The organism is Cellulosimicrobium sp. GQ32 (assembly GCF_059758455.1).
In genome coordinates this window covers 55,708-72,495 of record NZ_JCAXEP010000012.1, presented here as the reverse complement: position 1 = coordinate 72,495, position 16,788 = coordinate 55,708, and the positions used below count along the sequence as shown (strand labels likewise).

Genomic DNA, 16,788 nt, shown 5'->3' with positions numbered 1-16,788 from the left:
CCGCGCCGAGCGGGGGTTGAGCCGGGTCAGTGGCCGCCGCTCGCGATGAAGGCGATGCCCGCGGCGATCGCGACGACGACGACGGCGAAGCACACGAGCGCGCCCACCTGGCGACCGCGGGTGGCGCGCTCGACGCGCACGGTGCGACCGTCGGACGTGAAACGGCCGTCCGGGGTGCCGACCTCGACGGGCACGGCGCGGCCGGCGGCGAGCCGGACCCCGAGCGCGAAGAGGGCGGGCAGGCCCGCGCCGACGACGAGGCCGGCGACGACGACCTTGAGCAGCGAGTCGATCTCGACGAACACGGTTCTCTCCTCCGGGCTGCCGGGGTCAGACGCTCGCGCGCTGGCGCGCGGCGGTCGGGGTCACGGTGGGTGCGCCCGAGGGGGGCACGGGCGACGCGGCGGCCTGCGGCTCGGCGTCGGTGAAGGGGTCGGCCGCGTCGAGGCGGCGCTCCAGCGCGGCCTCGCGCGCCTCGACGACCTCGGTCTCGAGCCCGGCGTCCACCGCGCCCTCCTCCCAGGCGTCGTTGACGTTGTTGTGGTCCACGGGCTTGCGGCGCGACGCGACCCAGATGGCGACGGACGTCGCGACGAGGATGGCGAACACCACGACCGTGCCGGCCGTGCCGCCGATCCCGTGCTGGATGCCGTAGCAGGCCGCGCCGACGAGTCCGGCGGCCGGGAGCGTCAGGCCCCACGCGGCGAGCATGCGGCCCGCGACGCCCCAGCGGACCTTGGCGCCCGGCATCCCGACGCCCGAGCCGAGGATCGAGCCGGTCGCGACGTGCGTCGTCGAGAGCGAGTAGCCGAACAGGCCGGACATGAGGATGACGGCCGCGGACGACGTCTCGGCGGCCATGCCCTGGCGGGTGTCGATCTCGACGAGGCCCTTGCCGAGCGTGCGGATGATGCGCCAGCCGCCCAGGTACGTGCCGAGGGCCATGAAGGACGCGCAGGCGAGGATCACCCAGAACGGCACGCCCGAGTCCGCCGGGACGGCGCCCGCCGCGATGAGCGCGAGCAGGATGATGCCCATCGACTTCTGCGCGTCGTTGGTGCCGTGCGCGAGCGAGACGAGCGAGGCCGAGCCGACCTGGCCCCAGCGGAACGCGCGGGTCGAGACGTCCTCGGGGACGTCGCGCGTGAGGCGGGCGACCGCCCACGTGCCGACGCTCGCGACTCCGACCGCGACGAGCGGGGCGAGCAGCGCGGGGATGAGCACCTTCGCGGCGACGCCGCTCCAGATGACGCCCTGCGTGCCGACGGCCGCGAGCACCGAGCCCACGACGCCGCCGATGAGGGCGTGCGACGAGCTCGACGGGATGCCGAGCAGCCACGTGAGCAGGTTCCAGGTGATGCCGCCCACGAGCCCCGCGAGGACGACCTCGAGGGTGATGACGTTCGCGTCGACCAGACCCTTCGCGATGGTCGCCGCGACGGCCAGGGAGAGGAACGCCCCGACCATGTTGAGGACGGCGGAGAGGGCGACGGCGGTCTTGGGCTTGAGGGCCTTGGTGGCGATGGACGTAGCCATCGCGTTGCCCGTGTCGTGGAAGCCGTTGGTGAAGTCGAAGGCCAGTGCGGTCACGACGACGAGCACCAGCAGGAGCGTCTCGGTCACGTCGTCCATGGTGGGGTCATCCCCGGAGCGCGCTCGACCATCCTGTGGATTCTTCCGCCACTGTTCACCGACAGTTCATCCGGTGTTCGAAGCCGCTGTTCGAACGCCGCACGAGGGCCTGTTCGAGCAGGTACCGAGCAGGCCGGACGGCCCGCGGGCACGGGCGGTCCGGCCCTGGCGGGCGCGCGCGAGGGGCGTCGGGCGGGGTGGCGGACGGGTCGTCGGACCGGCCCCGCGCAGGCCCGGGTCGCTCGCGTCAGGCGGGCGTCGGCGCGCCCAGGTCGGCGAGGGCGTCGTCGAGGTCGTCGACGACGGTCGCGACCGCCTCGCGCTGCGTCCGCGCACGCTCCGCCTCCGCCGCGACGGCGGTGCGCGCCTCGGCCAGCTCGGCGTCGAACCGCTCGGCGCTCGCCTGCGCGGCCGCGCGCTGGTCCCGTGCGCGCTGCTCGCCCGAGAACCACTGCCACGCGGCGACGACGCCCGCGACGACGGCCACCGCGAACCAGGCCGGCGCGACCGCGATCCCCAGCACGAGCGTCACCACGGCGATCGCCCCGACCCCGCCGACGACGCCCCACGACACCCCGTCGACGGGGCGCGCCAGGAGCTCCGACCGTGCCGTCGCGGCGAGTGCCGCACCGTCCTCGGTCGGCGTGATCGTGACCGTCCGGCCGGCGAGGCGCAGCGCACGCGACGGTGCCGGGGTCGCCGCGAGCTCGGAGGCGCGCGCGTGGCTCGCGACGCGCAGGTCGTCCACGAGCAGGGGCGCCGCGAGCGCCGCGAGTCCCGGGTCGGTGCCGCGTGCGTCGTCCACGAGCAGGTCGACGAGCGTCCCCGCGGACGCGTCCCACTCCGGGCCGTCGTCCTCGGGCGCGCGGCCCACCCGGTCGGCCAGCAGCTCCGCCCGCTCGAGGAGCCCGCGCTCCACGGGCGCCCCCTCGTTCACGAGCGACCCGACGACCCGCAGCAGCGCCGCGCCCGGGGCCGGTGCGCCGCTCGGCGTCGCGGCGGCGCCGGGCGCCGTGCCCGCGCCCGTGCCGCCCGACGACGGCCCGAGCGCGAGCGGGCCGGGCGCCGCCGCGGGCAGGGCGACCTCCCCCGCGACGACGGCCCGCGACCACGCGGTCCAGGACCGCAGCAGGGGCAGGGCGTCGGGCGCCGCAGCCCGGCGACGCGTCCCGGACCCGTCGGGGGCCCCGGCGTCGGGCGCGCCCCAGGAGTCCCCGCTCCCGGGGAGCGCGGGCGCCGCCTCGAGGAGCCGGGCGCGCCAGCGGGCGTGCGCGTCGTCGTCGAGCAGGGCCACGCGCTCGGCGAGCGCCGCGCGGACGACCGCGACGCCGTCGTCCCCGAGGTGCCCCGCGGCCGCCGCGCGCCACAGCGCCCGCTCGGAGGTCGTCACGAGGACCTCGTCCGGCGCCTCGCCGGGGTGTTCCGGCGCCGCCTCCGGCGCACCGTCGGCGCTGCCCCAGCCGGCCGCCGGGACGACGGGGGCGTCGAGCACCCAGGGCGTCCACTCGCGCGCGAGGCCGGGCTGTCCGACGAGCGCGCACACCGCGACGAGGTACGTCGCGGCCCGACGGCGGTCGCGCAGCAGCGCCTCCTGCGCCGCCTCGGCGTCGAGCCTGCCCGCGGGGAGCTCGGCGACGGCGAGCGCCGCGGGGACGAGCCAGTAGCCGGGCACGTCGGCGAGGTCGGGCGACCGGCGCAGGTGCGACACGTCGCCCTCGCCCGCCACGACCGCGCGCGTGAGGGCGCGTGCCGCGTCCCGGGCACGTCGGGCGGGGGTGAACAGCGCGAGCTCCTCACGCACCTCACCGAGCTCGATGAGCGCGTTGACGAGGCGCGTGAGCACCTCCACGCGGCTCGACAGGTCACCCTCGAGCGAGCGCAGCCGCCGGCTGAGCGACGCCTCGCGCGACCGCGCCATCGCGGCCTGCGCGGCGAGCTCGTCCGAGAGGGCCTGCATGTTGCCCTGGTCGCTGCGCCAGTAGCTGTACGTCGACATGCGCGCGAGCGTACTCAGCCCCGCGCCGCTGTCGAGGGGGAGTTCTCCCCCGCGTCAGGGCAGTCAGCGTCGCGGACGCATGAGCGGCGGGTCGAGGACGGCGGGCACGCTCGCGGGCGCGAGGTCCGGGTCCGCTGCCGAACCCGGGGTCGCTCCCCAGGCGGGGCCGGTCGTGGGGAGGGACCCCGGGTTCGGCGCGGCGCGGTAGAGGGTCGCGGGGCGGCCGGTGCCGCCCGACGTCGTGCGGCCGGTGTCGGCGAGCAAGCCCGGGGTGGTCGTGGCCTTGCGCGAGAAGTTGCGCGGGTCGAGCCGCACGCCCCACACCGCCTCGTAGACGCGCCGCAGGTCCGCGACGGTGAACTCGGGCGGGCAGAACGCCGTCGCGAGCGCCGAGTACTCGAGCTTGGCGCGGGCACGCTCGACGCCGTCGGCGAGGATCCGCGCGTGGTCGAAGGCGAGCCCGGTGGCCGACGACGCCCGGTCGCCCGACGCCGTCGGGCCGCCCGGGGCCGCCGCGAGCAGGGGCTCGACGGGATGCCAGGCCGCTCCCCCGGCGTCGGACCCCGCGTGGACGACGCCGAACTCCGGGGCGAGCAGGAGGTAGGCGACGGAGAGGACCGGGCCGCGCGGGTCGCGGTCGAGCGGCCCGTAGGTGCGGAGCTGCTCCAGGTGGCCAGGGGGGCGGACGCCGGTCTCCTCCGCGAGCTCGCGCCGGGCCGCCCGGGCGAGCCCCTCCTCCGGCAGCACGAACCCGCCCGGGAGCGCGAGCGCGCCGCGGAACGGCTCGATGCCGCGCTGGACGAGGAGCACGTGCAGGGCGTCGTCGCGGACCGTGAGCGCGACGACGTCGACCGTGACGGGCAGCAGCGCGGCGGTCGGCGGGACGCCGGACGTCGAGCTGACGGAGGAGGTCATGCGGCCATCGTCGCACATTAGCGTCAGATTGACGAGAACGATGGAGACGGTCTAGCGTCATTATCGTCAGAACGACGATAATGAACGGAGACGACCATGGCCACCATCCGCACCTTCCCGTGGACGCGGCACTTCCTCGGCAGCCCCACCGGGCACGTCGTGCACCTGCGCCGCGGGCGCGTCGCGCACGAGGGCGTCGGGCAGGCGTTCTGGTTCCGCCCGACGACGTCGGTCCTCTCGGAGGTCCCCGTCGACGACCAGGAGCTGCCCGTCTTCTTCCACGCCGTCACCGCCGACCACCAGGACGTCACCGTCCAGGCCGGCGTCACGTACCGGTTCGCCGACCCCGTGACCGTCTCGCAGCGCCTCGACTTCGCCGTCGACCCCGGCAGCGGCGAGACGAGCACCGCGGGCCGGGACCAGGTGACGAGCATCGTCGGACGGCTCGCGCAGAGCCGCGCCGCCGACGCTCTCGCCGCGATGCCCCTCGCCGACGCGCTCACGGTCGGCGTGCCGCGCGTGCGCGACGTCCTCACCGACGCGCTGACCACGGACCCGCGCCTCACGGCGACCGGCATCGTCGTCATCGGCGTCCAGGTGCTCGCCGTCCGACCCGAGAAGGACGTCGAGCGCGCCCTCCAGACGCCTGCGCGCGAGCGGGTGCAGGCCGAGGCCGACCGCGCGACGTACGAGCGCCGGGCCCTCGCCGTCGAGCGCGAGCGCGCGATCGCCGAGAACGAGCTCGCGAGCACGATCGAGCTCGCGACCCGCCGCGAGCGCCTCGTCGCCCAGGAGGGCGCGAACGCCCGGCGTGAGGCGGAGGAGAAGGCCGCCGCCGCGCTGGTCGACGCCCGCGCGACCGCCGAGCGCGCGCAGCTCGCGACCGACGCGAAGGCCGAGCAGGTGCGCGTCGTCGGCGCGGCCGAGGCCGCCGCCGAGCAGGCCCGCATGGACGTCTGGGCGAGCGCCGGCCAGGGCACGCTCCTCGCCCTCGCGGTCCGCGAGGCGGCGGGCGCGCTCCCCGACGTCCAGAACCTCACCATCACGCCCGACCTCCTGACGGGTGTGCTGGGCTCGCTGCTGAGCGGCGCGCTCGGTGGGCCCGACGGCGGACCGGGCGGCTCGAGGTCGGGGACGGCGTCGGGGACCACGGGGAAGGCGGCCTGACCGTGCTGCGGCGACGCGCCGTCGTCGTGCACCGCCGCACGGAGCTCGACGACCTGCTGGACCGTCACGGTACCCGCGGCCAGGCGGAGTTCTTCCTCCGCTCGCGCGGGCGGTCGCTCGCCGAGGTGCAGGCCCGGCACGACGCGCTCACCACGGCCCGCGCGGCGGTCGCGGCCGCGGTGCCCGACGGATGGGCCCGCGCGGACGTCGAGCGGGCCGACCTGTCGCGGTTCCTCCTCGCGCCGGAGGACGTCGTGCTCGTCGTCGGGCAGGACGGCCTCGTCGCGAACGTCGCGAAGTACCTGCTCGGACAGCCCGTGCTCGGCGTCGACCCCGAGCCCGGGGTCAACGCCGGGGTGCTCGTGCGGCACTCCGTGCGGGCGGCGACCTCGCTCCTGCGCGGGCTCGGTGCCGACGTCGCCGCGGGCGCGCCCGATCCCGCCGCGGTCCTGCCCGTCGACGCGCTCACCATGGTCCGCGCCGACCTCGACGACGGGCAGCACCTCACGGCGCTCAACGAGGTGTTCGTCGGGCACCCGAGCCACCAGAGCGCGCGCTACACGCTCCGGTGCGCGGCGGGCGAGGAGCGGCAGTCGTCGTCAGGGGTCCTGGTCGCGACGGGGACCGGCGCGACGGGCTGGTGGGCGTCGCTCGCGCACGACCGCGGCGGCCGCCCGGCGCCCGGGCGCACCGAGCACCGGCTCGGCTGGTTCGTGCGCGAGGCGTGGCCGTCGCCCGCGACGGGCGCCACGCTCACGGAGGGCGTCGTGGACGACGGCGCGGACGTCGCGCTCACCGTCACCTCGGACCGGCTCGTCGTGTTCGGCGACGGCATGGAGGACGACCGCCTCGTCGCCGCCTGGGGTCAGACCGTGACGGTCCGCACCGCCGACGCCCCGCTCCGCCTCGTCCGCCCCTGACCTCCGGATGCCCGATTTCACCCGGGTGGTCCGTCCGGGTGACGAGGGTCCGTGGGTAGCATCGCTGCGGTCATGGGATCCCCATGACGTCCCCCTCCCGCGGGCCTGGCCTGCGGGGACGCCGACCCCCGAGCCTGCCGAGGTCCCTGCCATGAGCGCGCCCATCGCCTTCACCGACAACGTCCGCGACCTGTCGAACGCCGGTGGGTACCAGTTCGAGTTCCGGTGCGAGCGGTGCGGCAACGGCTACCGCTCGGCCTACCAGACGGACGTGGTCGCCAAGGGCAGCAGCCTCATCCAGGCGGCGGGCCGGTTCTTCGGCGGCAAGGTCGCCGACCTCTCCTACGCGGCGGGGTCGTGGGCCGCGGACCGCCAGACCAACTCGCAGGCGAAGGACAAGGCGCTCGACGCCGCCGTCGGCGAGGTGCGCGACGCGTTCCGCCAGTGCCACGGGTGCGGCGACTGGATGTGCCACGAGGTCTGCTGGAACGACGTCGTCGGGCAGTGCGTGCGCTGCTCGCCCAAGCAGGTGGAGGAGCTCGCCCAGCTCCAGGCCGAGGCCCGCCGGTACCAGGTCCAGGAGCAGCTCCGCACGACCGACCTCGTCGGCGGCGCGGACCTCCGGACGGCCGCCGTGACGCGCTGCCCGTCGTGCGCCGCGAAGGTCGACGGCGGCAAGTTCTGCCCCGAGTGCGGCGAGCGCCTGGCGCAGGTGGCTGCGTGCCGCGAGTGCGGCACGCAGAACGCCGCGGCCGCACGCTACTGCGCGGAATGCGGCAGCCCCCAGTCTGTCTGACCCCCGCCGCCGAGCATGCGGTCGCAGCCCGTCCCCGAGTCCGGACGGGCGGCAACCCCATGCTCGGCGGCCTCGCGGGGTCAGTCTCCCTGCGGGGGGTCGTTCTGGTGCTGCTCGCGTTGGCGGCGGGCGCGGAGCACCGCCTCGCGGCGCTCGCCGATCGCGTCGCTCGTCAGGCTCGTGAGGCGGTCCTGCGCGGCGCGCGCCTCGGCGCGCTCCGCCTCGACGCGCGCCCGGTGCTCGGCCGACTGCGGGCGAGACCGGACGACGCGCGGGCCGTCGCGCATGACGTACCCGTCGGCGTGCCGCTCGAGCCACCGCTCGCGCCGCGCCGCGCGCACGCGCTCGCGGTGGAACCGCCAGTCCCACCGGCGCCGCAGGGCCACCACGGACCACGCGGCGAACGGCACCGCGGCCACCAGCAGCGCGACCCGCCAGCCGGACGGCAACGCCGTCGACGCCCCCGCGCTCGCGAGCACCCACGCGACGCCGGCCGGGACCGCGGCCCCGGCCTCGCGGCGGTCGGGGTGCCAGCCGCAGACGGCGAAGCGCACGAGCGGGTCCGTGAGCCGTGAGCGCCGCTGCGGCTGGAGTGGCACGGGGAGCGGCCCGGGCACGGGCGGACCGAGCGTCGTGCCCGGCGCGACCCGGCTCGTGAACGACAGCCGGTCGCCCCGGGACGACGGTCGCAGCGCCCGCCCGGCGTGCACGAACGACAGCGCGGCGAGCGGCCAGACGGCGCACGACAGGTACCACGCGACCGGGCCGGCGAGCGCCACGGCGACCGGCGCGACGACCGCGAGCCGCCCGAGCACGGCACCCGGCGACGCGACGAGCTCGGCCCAGGGCTCCTGGTCCTGCGGCGGCGCGAGCAGGCCGTACGCCGCGGGCGCGAGGTACAGGCCCAGGAGGGCGAGCGCGACCGCCGTCCCCGCGAGCCCGACGGCGAGGTACCCGACCGGGCGCAGCAGCAGCGCGGCCCTCCCGGGCGGCGTCGCGTCGCGCGCCGTCCGCGGGTCGGGCGTGACGGTCTCGTCGGTCATCGCTCCCCCTCCGCCCGCGGCCTCACGCCCGCGCGCACGTCACCGGTCGGCCAGGCCGAGCACGTCGAGCACCCACGCGTCCTCGTACGCGACCTCGCGCCAGCCCTCGTACCGGCCGGAGACGCCGCCGTGGCCGGCGTGCATCTCGATCTTCAGGAGGGCGGGCGCACCCGCGGCACGCAGGCGCGCGACCCACTTCGCGGGCTCGACGTACAGCACGCGCGTGTCGTGGAACGACGTCACCGCGAGGATCCGCGGGAAGTGCGACGCGTCGTCGGGCACGTTCTCGTACGGGGTGTACGTGCGCATGTACCGGTAGACCTCGGGGTCGTGCAGCGGGTCGCCCCACTCGTCCCACTCGACGACGGTGAGCGGCAGGGACGGGTCGAGGATCGACGTGAGCGCGTCGACGAACGGGACCTGCGCGAGCACGCCCGCGAACAGCTCGGGCGCGAGGTTGGTCACCGCGCCCATGAGCAGGCCGCCCGCGGACCCGCCCTGCGCGACGAGCCGCTCGGGGCTCGTCCAGCCCGCGTCGACGAGGTGCCGCGCGACCGCGACGAAGTCCGTGAACGTGGTGCGCTTCGCGAGCGTCTTGCCCTCGTCGTACCAGCGGCGCCCCATCTCGCCCCCGCCGCGCACGTGCGCGACGGCGAACACGACCCCTCGGTCCAGCAGCGACAGTCGTGAGATCGAGAACCCCGGGTCGATGCTGATCTCGTACGAGCCGTACCCGTAGAGCAGCAGCGGCGCGGGCTCCGCGCCCGTGCCCGTCGCGTCGAGCCCGACGGCGTCGCGCCGCCACACGAGCGAGACGGGCACCTGGGTGCCGTCCTCGGCCGTGGCCCACTCGCGGCGCTGCACGTAGTCCGCGGCGTCGTACCCGCCGAGCACGGGCTGCTGCTTGAGGAGCGTGAGCTCGTCGGTCTCGACCCGCAGGTCGTACACGGTCGACGGCGTGACGAAGCTCGCGTAGGACAGGCGGACGTTCGGCTGGTCCCACTCCGGGTTCCCGGCGAGCGCCGCGGTGTACAGCGGCTCGTCGAACGCGACCTCGTGCACGTGCCAGTGGTCGCCCGAGGGTGCCGGGGTGTCGCCCGTGCGGATCGGTGTCGGCAGACCGGCGGGGCGCGGCGGTTCGGCCGACGCGAGATCGATCACCCCGACCCGCGACAGCGCGTCGCGCCGGTAGGACACCACGAGGTGCGAGGAGAAGGCGTCGACCGCTTCCAGCCGGGTCCCGGGGTCGTGCGGCACGACGACGGTCGCGTCGCCCGGGCCGGCCGGCCCGCCCGCGGAGGCACCGCCGTCGGGCACGCCGGTCACGACGAGCTCGAAGTTCTCCGCGCCGTCGTTGTGCAGCACGAGCAGCACGTCCCGCCGCTCCCCCACCGAACCCGATGTCGCCGTCGTTCTCCCGTCCCTCCCGCCACTTTCCTCGTGCTCGACGGTGGGGAACCACGTGCTCGGCAGGACCGCGTGCTCGACGGTGTACTCGACGCCCTCGCGGCGCGGCCACACGACGCGGGCCTCGCCCGTCGGGTCCGCGGCGTCGATCAGCCAGGTCTCCGACGTGATCTTCGAGCCGACGTCGATCTGCACGAACCGCTGCGAGCGCGAGACGCCCACGCCGACCCAGTAGCGCTCGTCGGGCTCCTCGAACACGACGACGTCCTGCGTCGCCGGCGTGCCCACCTCGTGGCGCCACACGCGCCAGGGCCGCCACGCGTCGTCGACCGTCGGGTAGAAGACGTACCGCCCGTCCGGGGAGAAGACGGCGCCCGGGAACGTGCCCGGGACCTCGTCGACGAGGTCCGTGCCGGACTCCAGGTCGCGGATGCGCAGGGTGTACCGCTCGTCGCCCACGATGTCGACCGCGTACGCGAGCCGCGTCCCGTCGACCGACACGTCGAACGACCCGAGCGAGAAGAAGTCGTGGCCCTCGGCCTCGACGTTGTCGTCGAGCAGCACCTGCTCGCCCGGCACGGGCACGCCCGGCTCCAGCACGGGCGGCACCCAGGACGACGGTGCGTCGCTGCCGAGGCTCGCGTCGATCGGCGCGCGCGCCCGGATCGGGTACTGCGAGCCCTCGACCGTGCGCGCGTAGTACCAGTGCGCGCCCTGGCGCACCGGGACGGACAGGTCCGTCTCGAGCGTGCGCGCCTTGATCTCCTCGAAGATCCGCTCGCGCAGCGGCTCGAGGTGCGCGAGCCGCGCCTCGGTGTACGCGTTCTCGGCCTCGAGGTGCGCGACGACCTCGGGCGACTCCTTGTCCCGCAGCCACTCGTAGTCGTCCTCCACGGTCTCCCCGTGGTGCGTGCGCGGCGCGGGGCGGCGCGGCGCGACGGGCGCCTGCGGCTCCTCCCGCTCCGCGGGGGTCGGCGTGGCGGTCTGCGTGAGGTCGTCAGGCATCTGGCCAGGGTAGTGCCGCCCGGCGGCGCGCCGTCGCCGTGGCGCGACGCGCGCCCGTCGTTACGCTCGACGCGTGACGCAGGAGCAGGGGGAGGGCCCCACGGCGGAGACGCTCACGAGCGGCGAGATGGTGCGCGCGTCGGGTCTGTCCATCAAGGCGCTGCGGCTCTACGACGCCAACGGCCTGCTCGTCCCGGCCGGCGTCGACCCCCGCACGGGCTACCGCGCGTACGCGCCCGAGCAGGTGGAGCGGGGACGCGCCCTGGCTCTCCTGCGCCGGATCGACGTGCCGCTCGCGCGCGTCCCCGAGGTGCTCGACGCCGACCCGCGCGACGTGCGCGACGTCCTCCTCGGGTGGTGGGACGAGCGGCAGCGGTCGCTCGCGGAGCAGCGCGCGACCGCCGAGGAGCTCGCGCGCGCGCTCGCGACCGGGCGCGGGGAGGCCGAGGTCCGGTGGCGCGAGGTCCCTGCGTGCACGGTCGCCACGATCACGTCGTCCACGACCCAGGCCGACCTCGTGCCCACGTTCAGCGCCGACCTGCTGACGATCCGGGCGCACCTCGCCGCGGCAGGCGCGGAGGCGGGCGCCGCGCACTGGGTGATCTACCACTCGCCCGTCGGCCGCGACGTCCCCGGTCGTGTCGAGGCGTGCGTCCCCTACCGCGGGGCGGTCGTCCCCGCCGGGCCGGTCGTGCTCCGCGAGGACCCGGCCCGCACGGAGGCGTACGTCGAGGTCCCTTCGCGCGACTGCCGCTTTCCGCAGATCGTCGGGTACCTCGACGCGCTGCGCGTCGCGACCGGGCTGGCGCACGCCACGTCCCGCGAGGTGTACGCCGTCCCGTGGTCCGACGAGCCGGACGCGATCGTCGCGGACGTCGCGCTCGCCGTCGGGCTGCCATGAGGGTGTCCGTCTCGTCGCGAACCAGCGCGTCGCGACGTCCGACGACCGGGTGCAGACGAGAGGGTCGGTCGTCGGGAGGGCGTGGTCCTCGGTCAGAGCGAGCCGCGAGGGACGACCCACTCCTGCTGGAACCCCTGGATGGAGGCGGCGATGTGGTCGCTGACGTCGGAGTCGTAGTGCAGCACGGTGAGACGGTGCCGGTAGGCGTATGCCGCGATCATCACGTCGACGGGACCGACCGACCGCAGCTTGCCGTGTGTCGCCAACGCTCGCTGGATGTCCTCGCAGGTGTCGTCGAGGTCGTCAGCGGGCTCGAGGTACACCCCGACGGCGTCGAGGAGCTGCTGCTGCTCGTCGAAGTCCTCCGGGGACCGAGTTGTCGACGATGGAGCCGGCCACGCCTCACACAGTCCGTTCGAAGGGTCGGAACTGGGTGACCTCCGCGAGGTCGGAGACGTCCAGGTCGTCGAGCATCGACAGCGCCTTGCGCTGAGCGTGGACTCGCTCCTCGCGCCTCCTCCTCGTCGACGGCGTTCTGGATCAGATCGATGACCATCTCTTGGTTGGACTTGTAGCCGAGGGGCTTCTGGGCCCGGGCCAACGCCTGCGGGTTCGCGCGCACAACCGTGGGCTTGGCCTCACCGGCCCGCAGGTCGACGTGATCTCGCGTGGCGGTCTTGGAGACAGTCCTCGGGTGTCAGTCCTCGACCAGCTCCAGGTCCCCCGGGAGCCACGTGCGGTCGAACCACGGCTCGAGCGGCCCGTAGAGGCGCAGCATGGGGAACCACGACCTGCCCGGGACGGTCCCGACCCAGTTGGACTCGCGCCCCGCCGGGGGCTCCGGGCCGAACCACAGCACGGTGCTGCCGTCCTCCTCCGTCGCGACCGTCCCGCTCAGGCTCAGGAGACTCGGGTACGGGTCGTCGGTCTGGAGCAGCGACCGGGTCTGGGTGTCGTAGAGGTCCACCGACCAGAAGTTCTTCGCGGGCGGGTTCGGGGGGAGCACGAGCCGGTACGTGCGCGCGCCGTCGAGGATGCGGCCCTGCGCGTCGTGGGCCGTGTAGGCGTAGGCAGACCCGGCCCCGACCTGGGCGTGCGCCATCGCCGGCGTGATGACGGTGGCGAAGAAGTGGAACTGCGCGCGCGCGTCGAGCAGGCGCGCCCCGTCGGCGAGGAACTCGTACGACCCCCCGAGGAACGCCTGGAGCCAGCTCGACCCGGGCGCGACCCGCGCCTCGGGATCGCGCGGCGAGTAGACGAGCGCGCGGCTGATCGCCGCCCCCGCCCGCGCCGCCGTGTCGAGCGTCGCGCGCAGCTCCGGGCTCGGGTCGAACGCCCGCCCGGGCACGATGCCGACGGCGCGCAGCAGCCCGGCGCGCTCGGGGTCGAGCGCGCTCGTCGGCTCCTCCGCGACGATCTCGGCGACCTCGTCGAAGAACGAGGCGTCGTTGGCGTGGACCGTGTTGACGCGCGTGCCCGCGATGTTGACGAACTCGGTCGGGGGCGGGTCCCCCGCGTCGGCGAGCGGGTAGATCCGCGTCTCCTTCATCGCCGGGACGCCGCCCAGGGCGCGCAGCACGACCCAGTTGGTGAACGTGGGCGTCCGGTAGACGAAGTAGCCGTCCGGGACCTCGCCGTCGTAGCCGGGCGGGAGGAACAGGTAGCGGCCGCCCTCGCCGCGGTCCGGCCCGGCGATGCCCATGTCGGCGACGTAGCGGAACCAGAAGTCGTCGACCACGCACAGCGAGTTCTTGGGGGGCTCGATGACGAGCGGGCCCGTCTCGCGCAGGTCGACGAAGAGCGACCCGTACGTGGTCGCCGTGTTCGGCGTGAGGAAGATGCCGCCCGAGTCGGCCCGCGGGTCGGTGTAGCCGACCTGGTTCGAGCGCAGGAGGCCGAGCTCGCGGAACCCGCGCCGCATCGCCACGAGCGACGCCCCGGGCATCGCGCTGAGGAACGCCTCCACGCCGCGCAGGAAGTCCAGCGAGCCGTAGAGCCGCTCGACGGACTCCGGGGTCGGGACCCCGTCCACCAGCTCGAACCGACCCAGCGGGGTGTCCACCGGGGAGGGCGTGCTCACCGCGGCGACCGCCGCCGCCAGCGCGTCGGCCGCGGCGCTCGTCGCCGTGCTCTCCTCGGTGCTCGACCCGGTACTCGCGTCGGACATGGCTCAGGCTCCCTCGTCGGTCGGTGCACGGCTCGCGCGCTCGACGCCGAGCGGCTGCGCCGACCGTAGGTCGGGGGCCACCGCACCGCCACCGGAAGGAGGCTTGACCCTGCCCCTGGGGCGGGCCCGAGGGTCGACGCATGGACGTCTCGCGCTACGCCGACCACAGCCCGTACTCGGACCCGGGCGACCACAGCGCCCTCCTCGCGGGTGTCCGACCCGACCCGGCGAGCCTGCACGCCGCGGTGACGACCGCCGTCGTGCACTACCGCGCCGGGGCGACCGCACCCACCCCCGCCCAGCTCGACGACGTCGACCGGCGGTGGGTCTCGTCGATCCTCGACGCGGTCACGGAGCGCGCGCCCGGCCCGCTCGCCGCGCCGCGCTCCCCCGAGCAGCGGGCCGGCGGGTGCTGCCGGGACCACTCCCTCCTCGCCGTGGCCGTGCTCCGCGAGCACGACGTCCCCGCCCGCACGCGGCTCGGGTTCACGGACTACCTGGGTGAGGGCGGGTTCCACCACGACCACGTCGTGGTCGAGCGGCACGACGGCGAGCGCTGGGTCCGGTCCGACCCGGAGCTCGAGCAGGGCTCCCGCGCGTTCGACCTCCACGACCTGCCGACGGGCGAGGGAGCGCCCTTCGAGACCGCCGCCGAGGTCTGGACGGCCTTCCGCGCCGGGCGGCGCGACCTCGCCGACCACGGCGCCGGCCCCGACCTGCCCTGGCTGGCCGGGCCCGGGTTCGTCCAGCGGTACGTGCTCGCCGACCTCGCGCACCGGCAGCGGCACGAGCTCCTCCTGTGGGACGTGTGGGGCGCGTCCACGATGCCCGGCGCCGCACCCGACCCGGCCACCGTCGCGCTCACCGACCGGGTCGCGCAGCTCACCGTCCTGGCCGACGCGGGCGACCGGACCGCCGACGCTGCGCTCACCGTCCTGTGGGCGACGGACGACCGCCTCCGGCCCGGGCGCTACGTGACGACGTGGTCGCCCACCGGCCGGCTCGGCTGGACCGACCTGGTCGGGCGCCGGACCGGCTGGGCCGCCGTCCCGCGGGACGCGGTGCTCGTCGGGTGAGCACGGCGGGCGGTCTCGTCGGCCGAGCCGGGGCGCGCCTCAGCCCAGCAGCGCGACCGTCTGGCCGTCCCAGCGCAGGAGCCGCCCCTGCGCGGGGACGAACGAGGCCCACTCGCCCTCGAGGTCCTGCTCCCAGGCGACCGATCCCGACGACAGCTCGAGCGCGACCACGCGCGGGTCCGTGCCGGTGGCCGGGTCGACGAGCACGAGGATCGCGCACCGCCCGTCCGTGAAGGCCTGCGTCACCATGGCGGACCGTCCCTCGTCGTCCCCGAGGTCGTCGAGGAACCGCGACCACGTCTGCTCTCCGGACAGCGCGTCGAGGCCGAGGACCGTGCTCGCCGTACCGACGACGGCCGTGCCCTCCGCGAGCACGTAGACGGCCTCCGGGACGCGTGCGCCGTCGTACGTCCACAGGCGCGCGCCCTCGTCGTCGTACGCGGTCAGGTCGATCCCGTCGCGCACGAGGAGCACGCCGGGCGCCGGGTCGTCGGTCGCCTGCGGGTCGAGCACCTCGCCCGGGGCGTCGAGGACGGGCACCCCGGCGGCATCCAGCACGCGGTCGGCCCGCAGCGCCCCGGACGTGCCCTGCCGGTCGGCGTCGACGAGGAACCGACCGCCCGCGAGCGGCACGGCGCCGTCGGTGGGCAGGTCGGGGTCGTCGAGGCGCTCGCCGTCCGGGAGGAACGACGCCGCGACGCCGCACCCGCCGACGTCGACCAGCGTCTCCGTCGCGACGAGCGTGAGCCGGTCGGGGTCGATCTCCTCGCCGCCCGTCTCGGCGTCCCACGTGGTGCACGACCACGGCACGTCCTGGAACGGGAGCTCGCTCCGCCAGCGCACGTCGCCGGTCACGGCGTCCTCGACCGTCACGAGGACGTCGCGCCCCGCGACGCCGTCGACCGACTCCCCGGCGCCCGGGTCGACCTCGACCGGCGGACCGCTCGGCTCCCCCGGCTCCCCGACGCGCTCCGCGCGGACCAGTCCGCCGTCGGGCCCCGGTGCGACCATCGCGCCGCCCACCTCGACGTCACGCTCGCCCACGACCTGCCCCGCCGCACCGAGGACCGTCACGTGCACCGGGGGGATGCCCGCCCCCTGCTCGGGCTGCGACCGCGTCCCGGGGTCGTACCAGAACGGCCCGATCCCGGACCCCGCGACGCACACGACCTCGCGCGACGCCACGCTCGACAGCTCCCACGGGCTCCACGACCCGCACACGGCCTCGTCCCCGCCGAGCGGGACGCGCCACGCCTCGGCACCGGTGTCCAGGTCGAGCGCGACCGCCTCGTCGCCCTCGACCGTCACGAGCAGGCCCGGCAGGAACCCCACGCCCCGGTCCGCCGCGGCCGGCGCCGTCCATCGCTCGGCCGGGGCGACGTCGAGGGGGCGCACCGCCCCGCGTGCGGCCTCGAGCCGCTCCTGCGCGTCACGGCTCGTCACCGCGTCGACGACGAGCATCCCGCCCACGAGCACGGCGACGACACCCGTCACCACGGCCGCGGCGACCCACCGCCGTCGCCGACGGTCCACGCGGGGCGCGCGCGGTAGGGGACCTCCGGCACCGACCTCGTCCAGGCCGTCGCCCCTGAGCCCCGTCGGGTCGTGCGGCTCGAGACCAGGCGGGGCGTCGCGCGGGAGCGCGCCGAGCAGCACGGGGTGCGGCGCGTCGAGGAGGTCGGGGTCCACGTCGACCCCGACCGACTCGACGAGCTCGAACGTACGACGGTCGTCACCGCCGTCTCGTCGTCGGAGCGGCACGC

14 protein-coding genes are annotated in these 16,788 nt (G+C 75.8%); 5 read left to right on the top strand and 9 right to left on the bottom strand.

Annotated elements, in window-relative coordinates; genetic code table 11:
* Window positions 1-26 precede the first annotated feature (26 nt).
* The 4 genes from AC6CH9_RS17525 to AC6CH9_RS17510 all read right to left on the bottom strand — a co-directional run bounded on the left by AC6CH9_RS17525 (window position 27) and on the right by AC6CH9_RS17510 (window position 4,543).
* Window positions 27-305, bottom strand: coding sequence for a hypothetical protein (locus tag AC6CH9_RS17525; RefSeq protein WP_047231082.1), 279 nt, complete (start codon window positions 303-305; stop codon window positions 27-29).
* Window positions 306-330: 25 nt separating this feature from the next.
* Window positions 331-1,632, bottom strand: a complete 1,302-nt coding sequence (locus tag AC6CH9_RS17520; protein ID WP_498156046.1) for an inorganic phosphate transporter — start codon at window positions 1,630-1,632, stop codon at window positions 331-333.
* A gap of 247 nt (window positions 1,633-1,879) precedes the next feature.
* The gene (locus tag AC6CH9_RS17515; RefSeq protein ID WP_498156045.1) at window positions 1,880-3,628 is read right to left on the bottom strand and encodes a hypothetical protein; all 1,749 of its coding nucleotides are present in this window, start codon (window positions 3,626-3,628) and stop codon (window positions 1,880-1,882) included.
* 63 nt (window positions 3,629-3,691) lie between these two features.
* Window positions 3,692-4,543: an NUDIX hydrolase gene (locus AC6CH9_RS17510; RefSeq protein WP_498156044.1), complete on the bottom strand. Its 852-nt coding sequence runs from the start codon at window positions 4,541-4,543 to the stop codon at window positions 3,692-3,694.
* Between the two features lie 96 nt (window positions 4,544-4,639).
* Here AC6CH9_RS17510 and AC6CH9_RS17505 point away from each other — a divergent pair, with 96 nt between their 5' ends.
* The 3 genes from AC6CH9_RS17505 (at window position 4,640) to AC6CH9_RS17495 (ending at window position 7,426) form a co-directional block, all read left to right on the top strand.
* Window positions 4,640-5,710, top strand: a complete 1,071-nt coding sequence (locus tag AC6CH9_RS17505) for an SPFH domain-containing protein (protein ID WP_498156043.1) — start codon at window positions 4,640-4,642, stop codon at window positions 5,708-5,710.
* A 2-nt stretch (window positions 5,711-5,712) separates the two neighbouring features.
* Window positions 5,713-6,630, top strand: coding sequence for a diacylglycerol kinase catalytic domain-containing protein (locus tag AC6CH9_RS17500; protein WP_498156042.1), 918 nt, complete (start codon window positions 5,713-5,715; stop codon window positions 6,628-6,630).
* A gap of 151 nt (window positions 6,631-6,781) precedes the next feature.
* A complete protein-coding gene (locus AC6CH9_RS17495; protein ID WP_498156041.1) occupies window positions 6,782-7,426 on the top strand; it encodes a zinc ribbon domain-containing protein in 645 nt (214 codons plus the stop codon).
* Between the two features lie 80 nt (window positions 7,427-7,506).
* Here AC6CH9_RS17495 and AC6CH9_RS17490 read toward each other — a convergent pair whose 3' ends face one another.
* A complete protein-coding gene (locus tag AC6CH9_RS17490; protein WP_498156040.1) occupies window positions 7,507-8,469 on the bottom strand; it encodes a hypothetical protein in 963 nt (320 codons plus the stop codon).
* A gap of 39 nt (window positions 8,470-8,508) precedes the next feature.
* A complete protein-coding gene (locus AC6CH9_RS17485) occupies window positions 8,509-10,881 on the bottom strand; it encodes a S9 family peptidase (RefSeq protein WP_498156039.1) in 2,373 nt (790 codons plus the stop codon).
* Window positions 10,882-10,954: 73 nt separating this feature from the next.
* Between AC6CH9_RS17485 and AC6CH9_RS17480 the strand changes: the two genes are divergently transcribed.
* Window positions 10,955-11,782, top strand: coding sequence for a MerR family transcriptional regulator (locus AC6CH9_RS17480; RefSeq protein WP_498156038.1), 828 nt, complete (start codon window positions 10,955-10,957; stop codon window positions 11,780-11,782).
* Between the two features lie 92 nt (window positions 11,783-11,874).
* On the opposite strand, the gene AC6CH9_RS17475 is transcribed toward AC6CH9_RS17480, so the two are convergent.
* Together AC6CH9_RS17475 and AC6CH9_RS17470 are read right to left on the bottom strand one after the other, a co-directional pair.
* Window positions 11,875-12,105, bottom strand: a complete 231-nt coding sequence (locus tag AC6CH9_RS17475) for a PIN domain-containing protein (RefSeq protein WP_498156037.1) — start codon at window positions 12,103-12,105, stop codon at window positions 11,875-11,877.
* A gap of 374 nt (window positions 12,106-12,479) precedes the next feature.
* Window positions 12,480-13,949: a DUF1254 domain-containing protein gene (locus AC6CH9_RS17470; RefSeq protein WP_498156036.1), complete on the bottom strand. Its 1,470-nt coding sequence runs from the start codon at window positions 13,947-13,949 to the stop codon at window positions 12,480-12,482.
* Window positions 13,950-14,089: 140 nt separating this feature from the next.
* Here AC6CH9_RS17470 and AC6CH9_RS17465 point away from each other — a divergent pair, with 140 nt between their 5' ends.
* Complete coding sequence (locus AC6CH9_RS17465; protein WP_498156035.1) at window positions 14,090-15,025, top strand: transglutaminase-like domain-containing protein; 936 nt, start codon at window positions 14,090-14,092, stop codon at window positions 15,023-15,025.
* A 39-nt stretch (window positions 15,026-15,064) separates the two neighbouring features.
* Here the strand turns inward: AC6CH9_RS17465 and AC6CH9_RS17460 are convergent, their stop codons facing one another.
* A complete protein-coding gene (locus AC6CH9_RS17460) occupies window positions 15,065-16,786 on the bottom strand; it encodes an outer membrane protein assembly factor BamB family protein (RefSeq protein WP_498156034.1) in 1,722 nt (573 codons plus the stop codon).
* Between the last annotated feature and the right edge of the window lie 2 nt (window positions 16,787-16,788).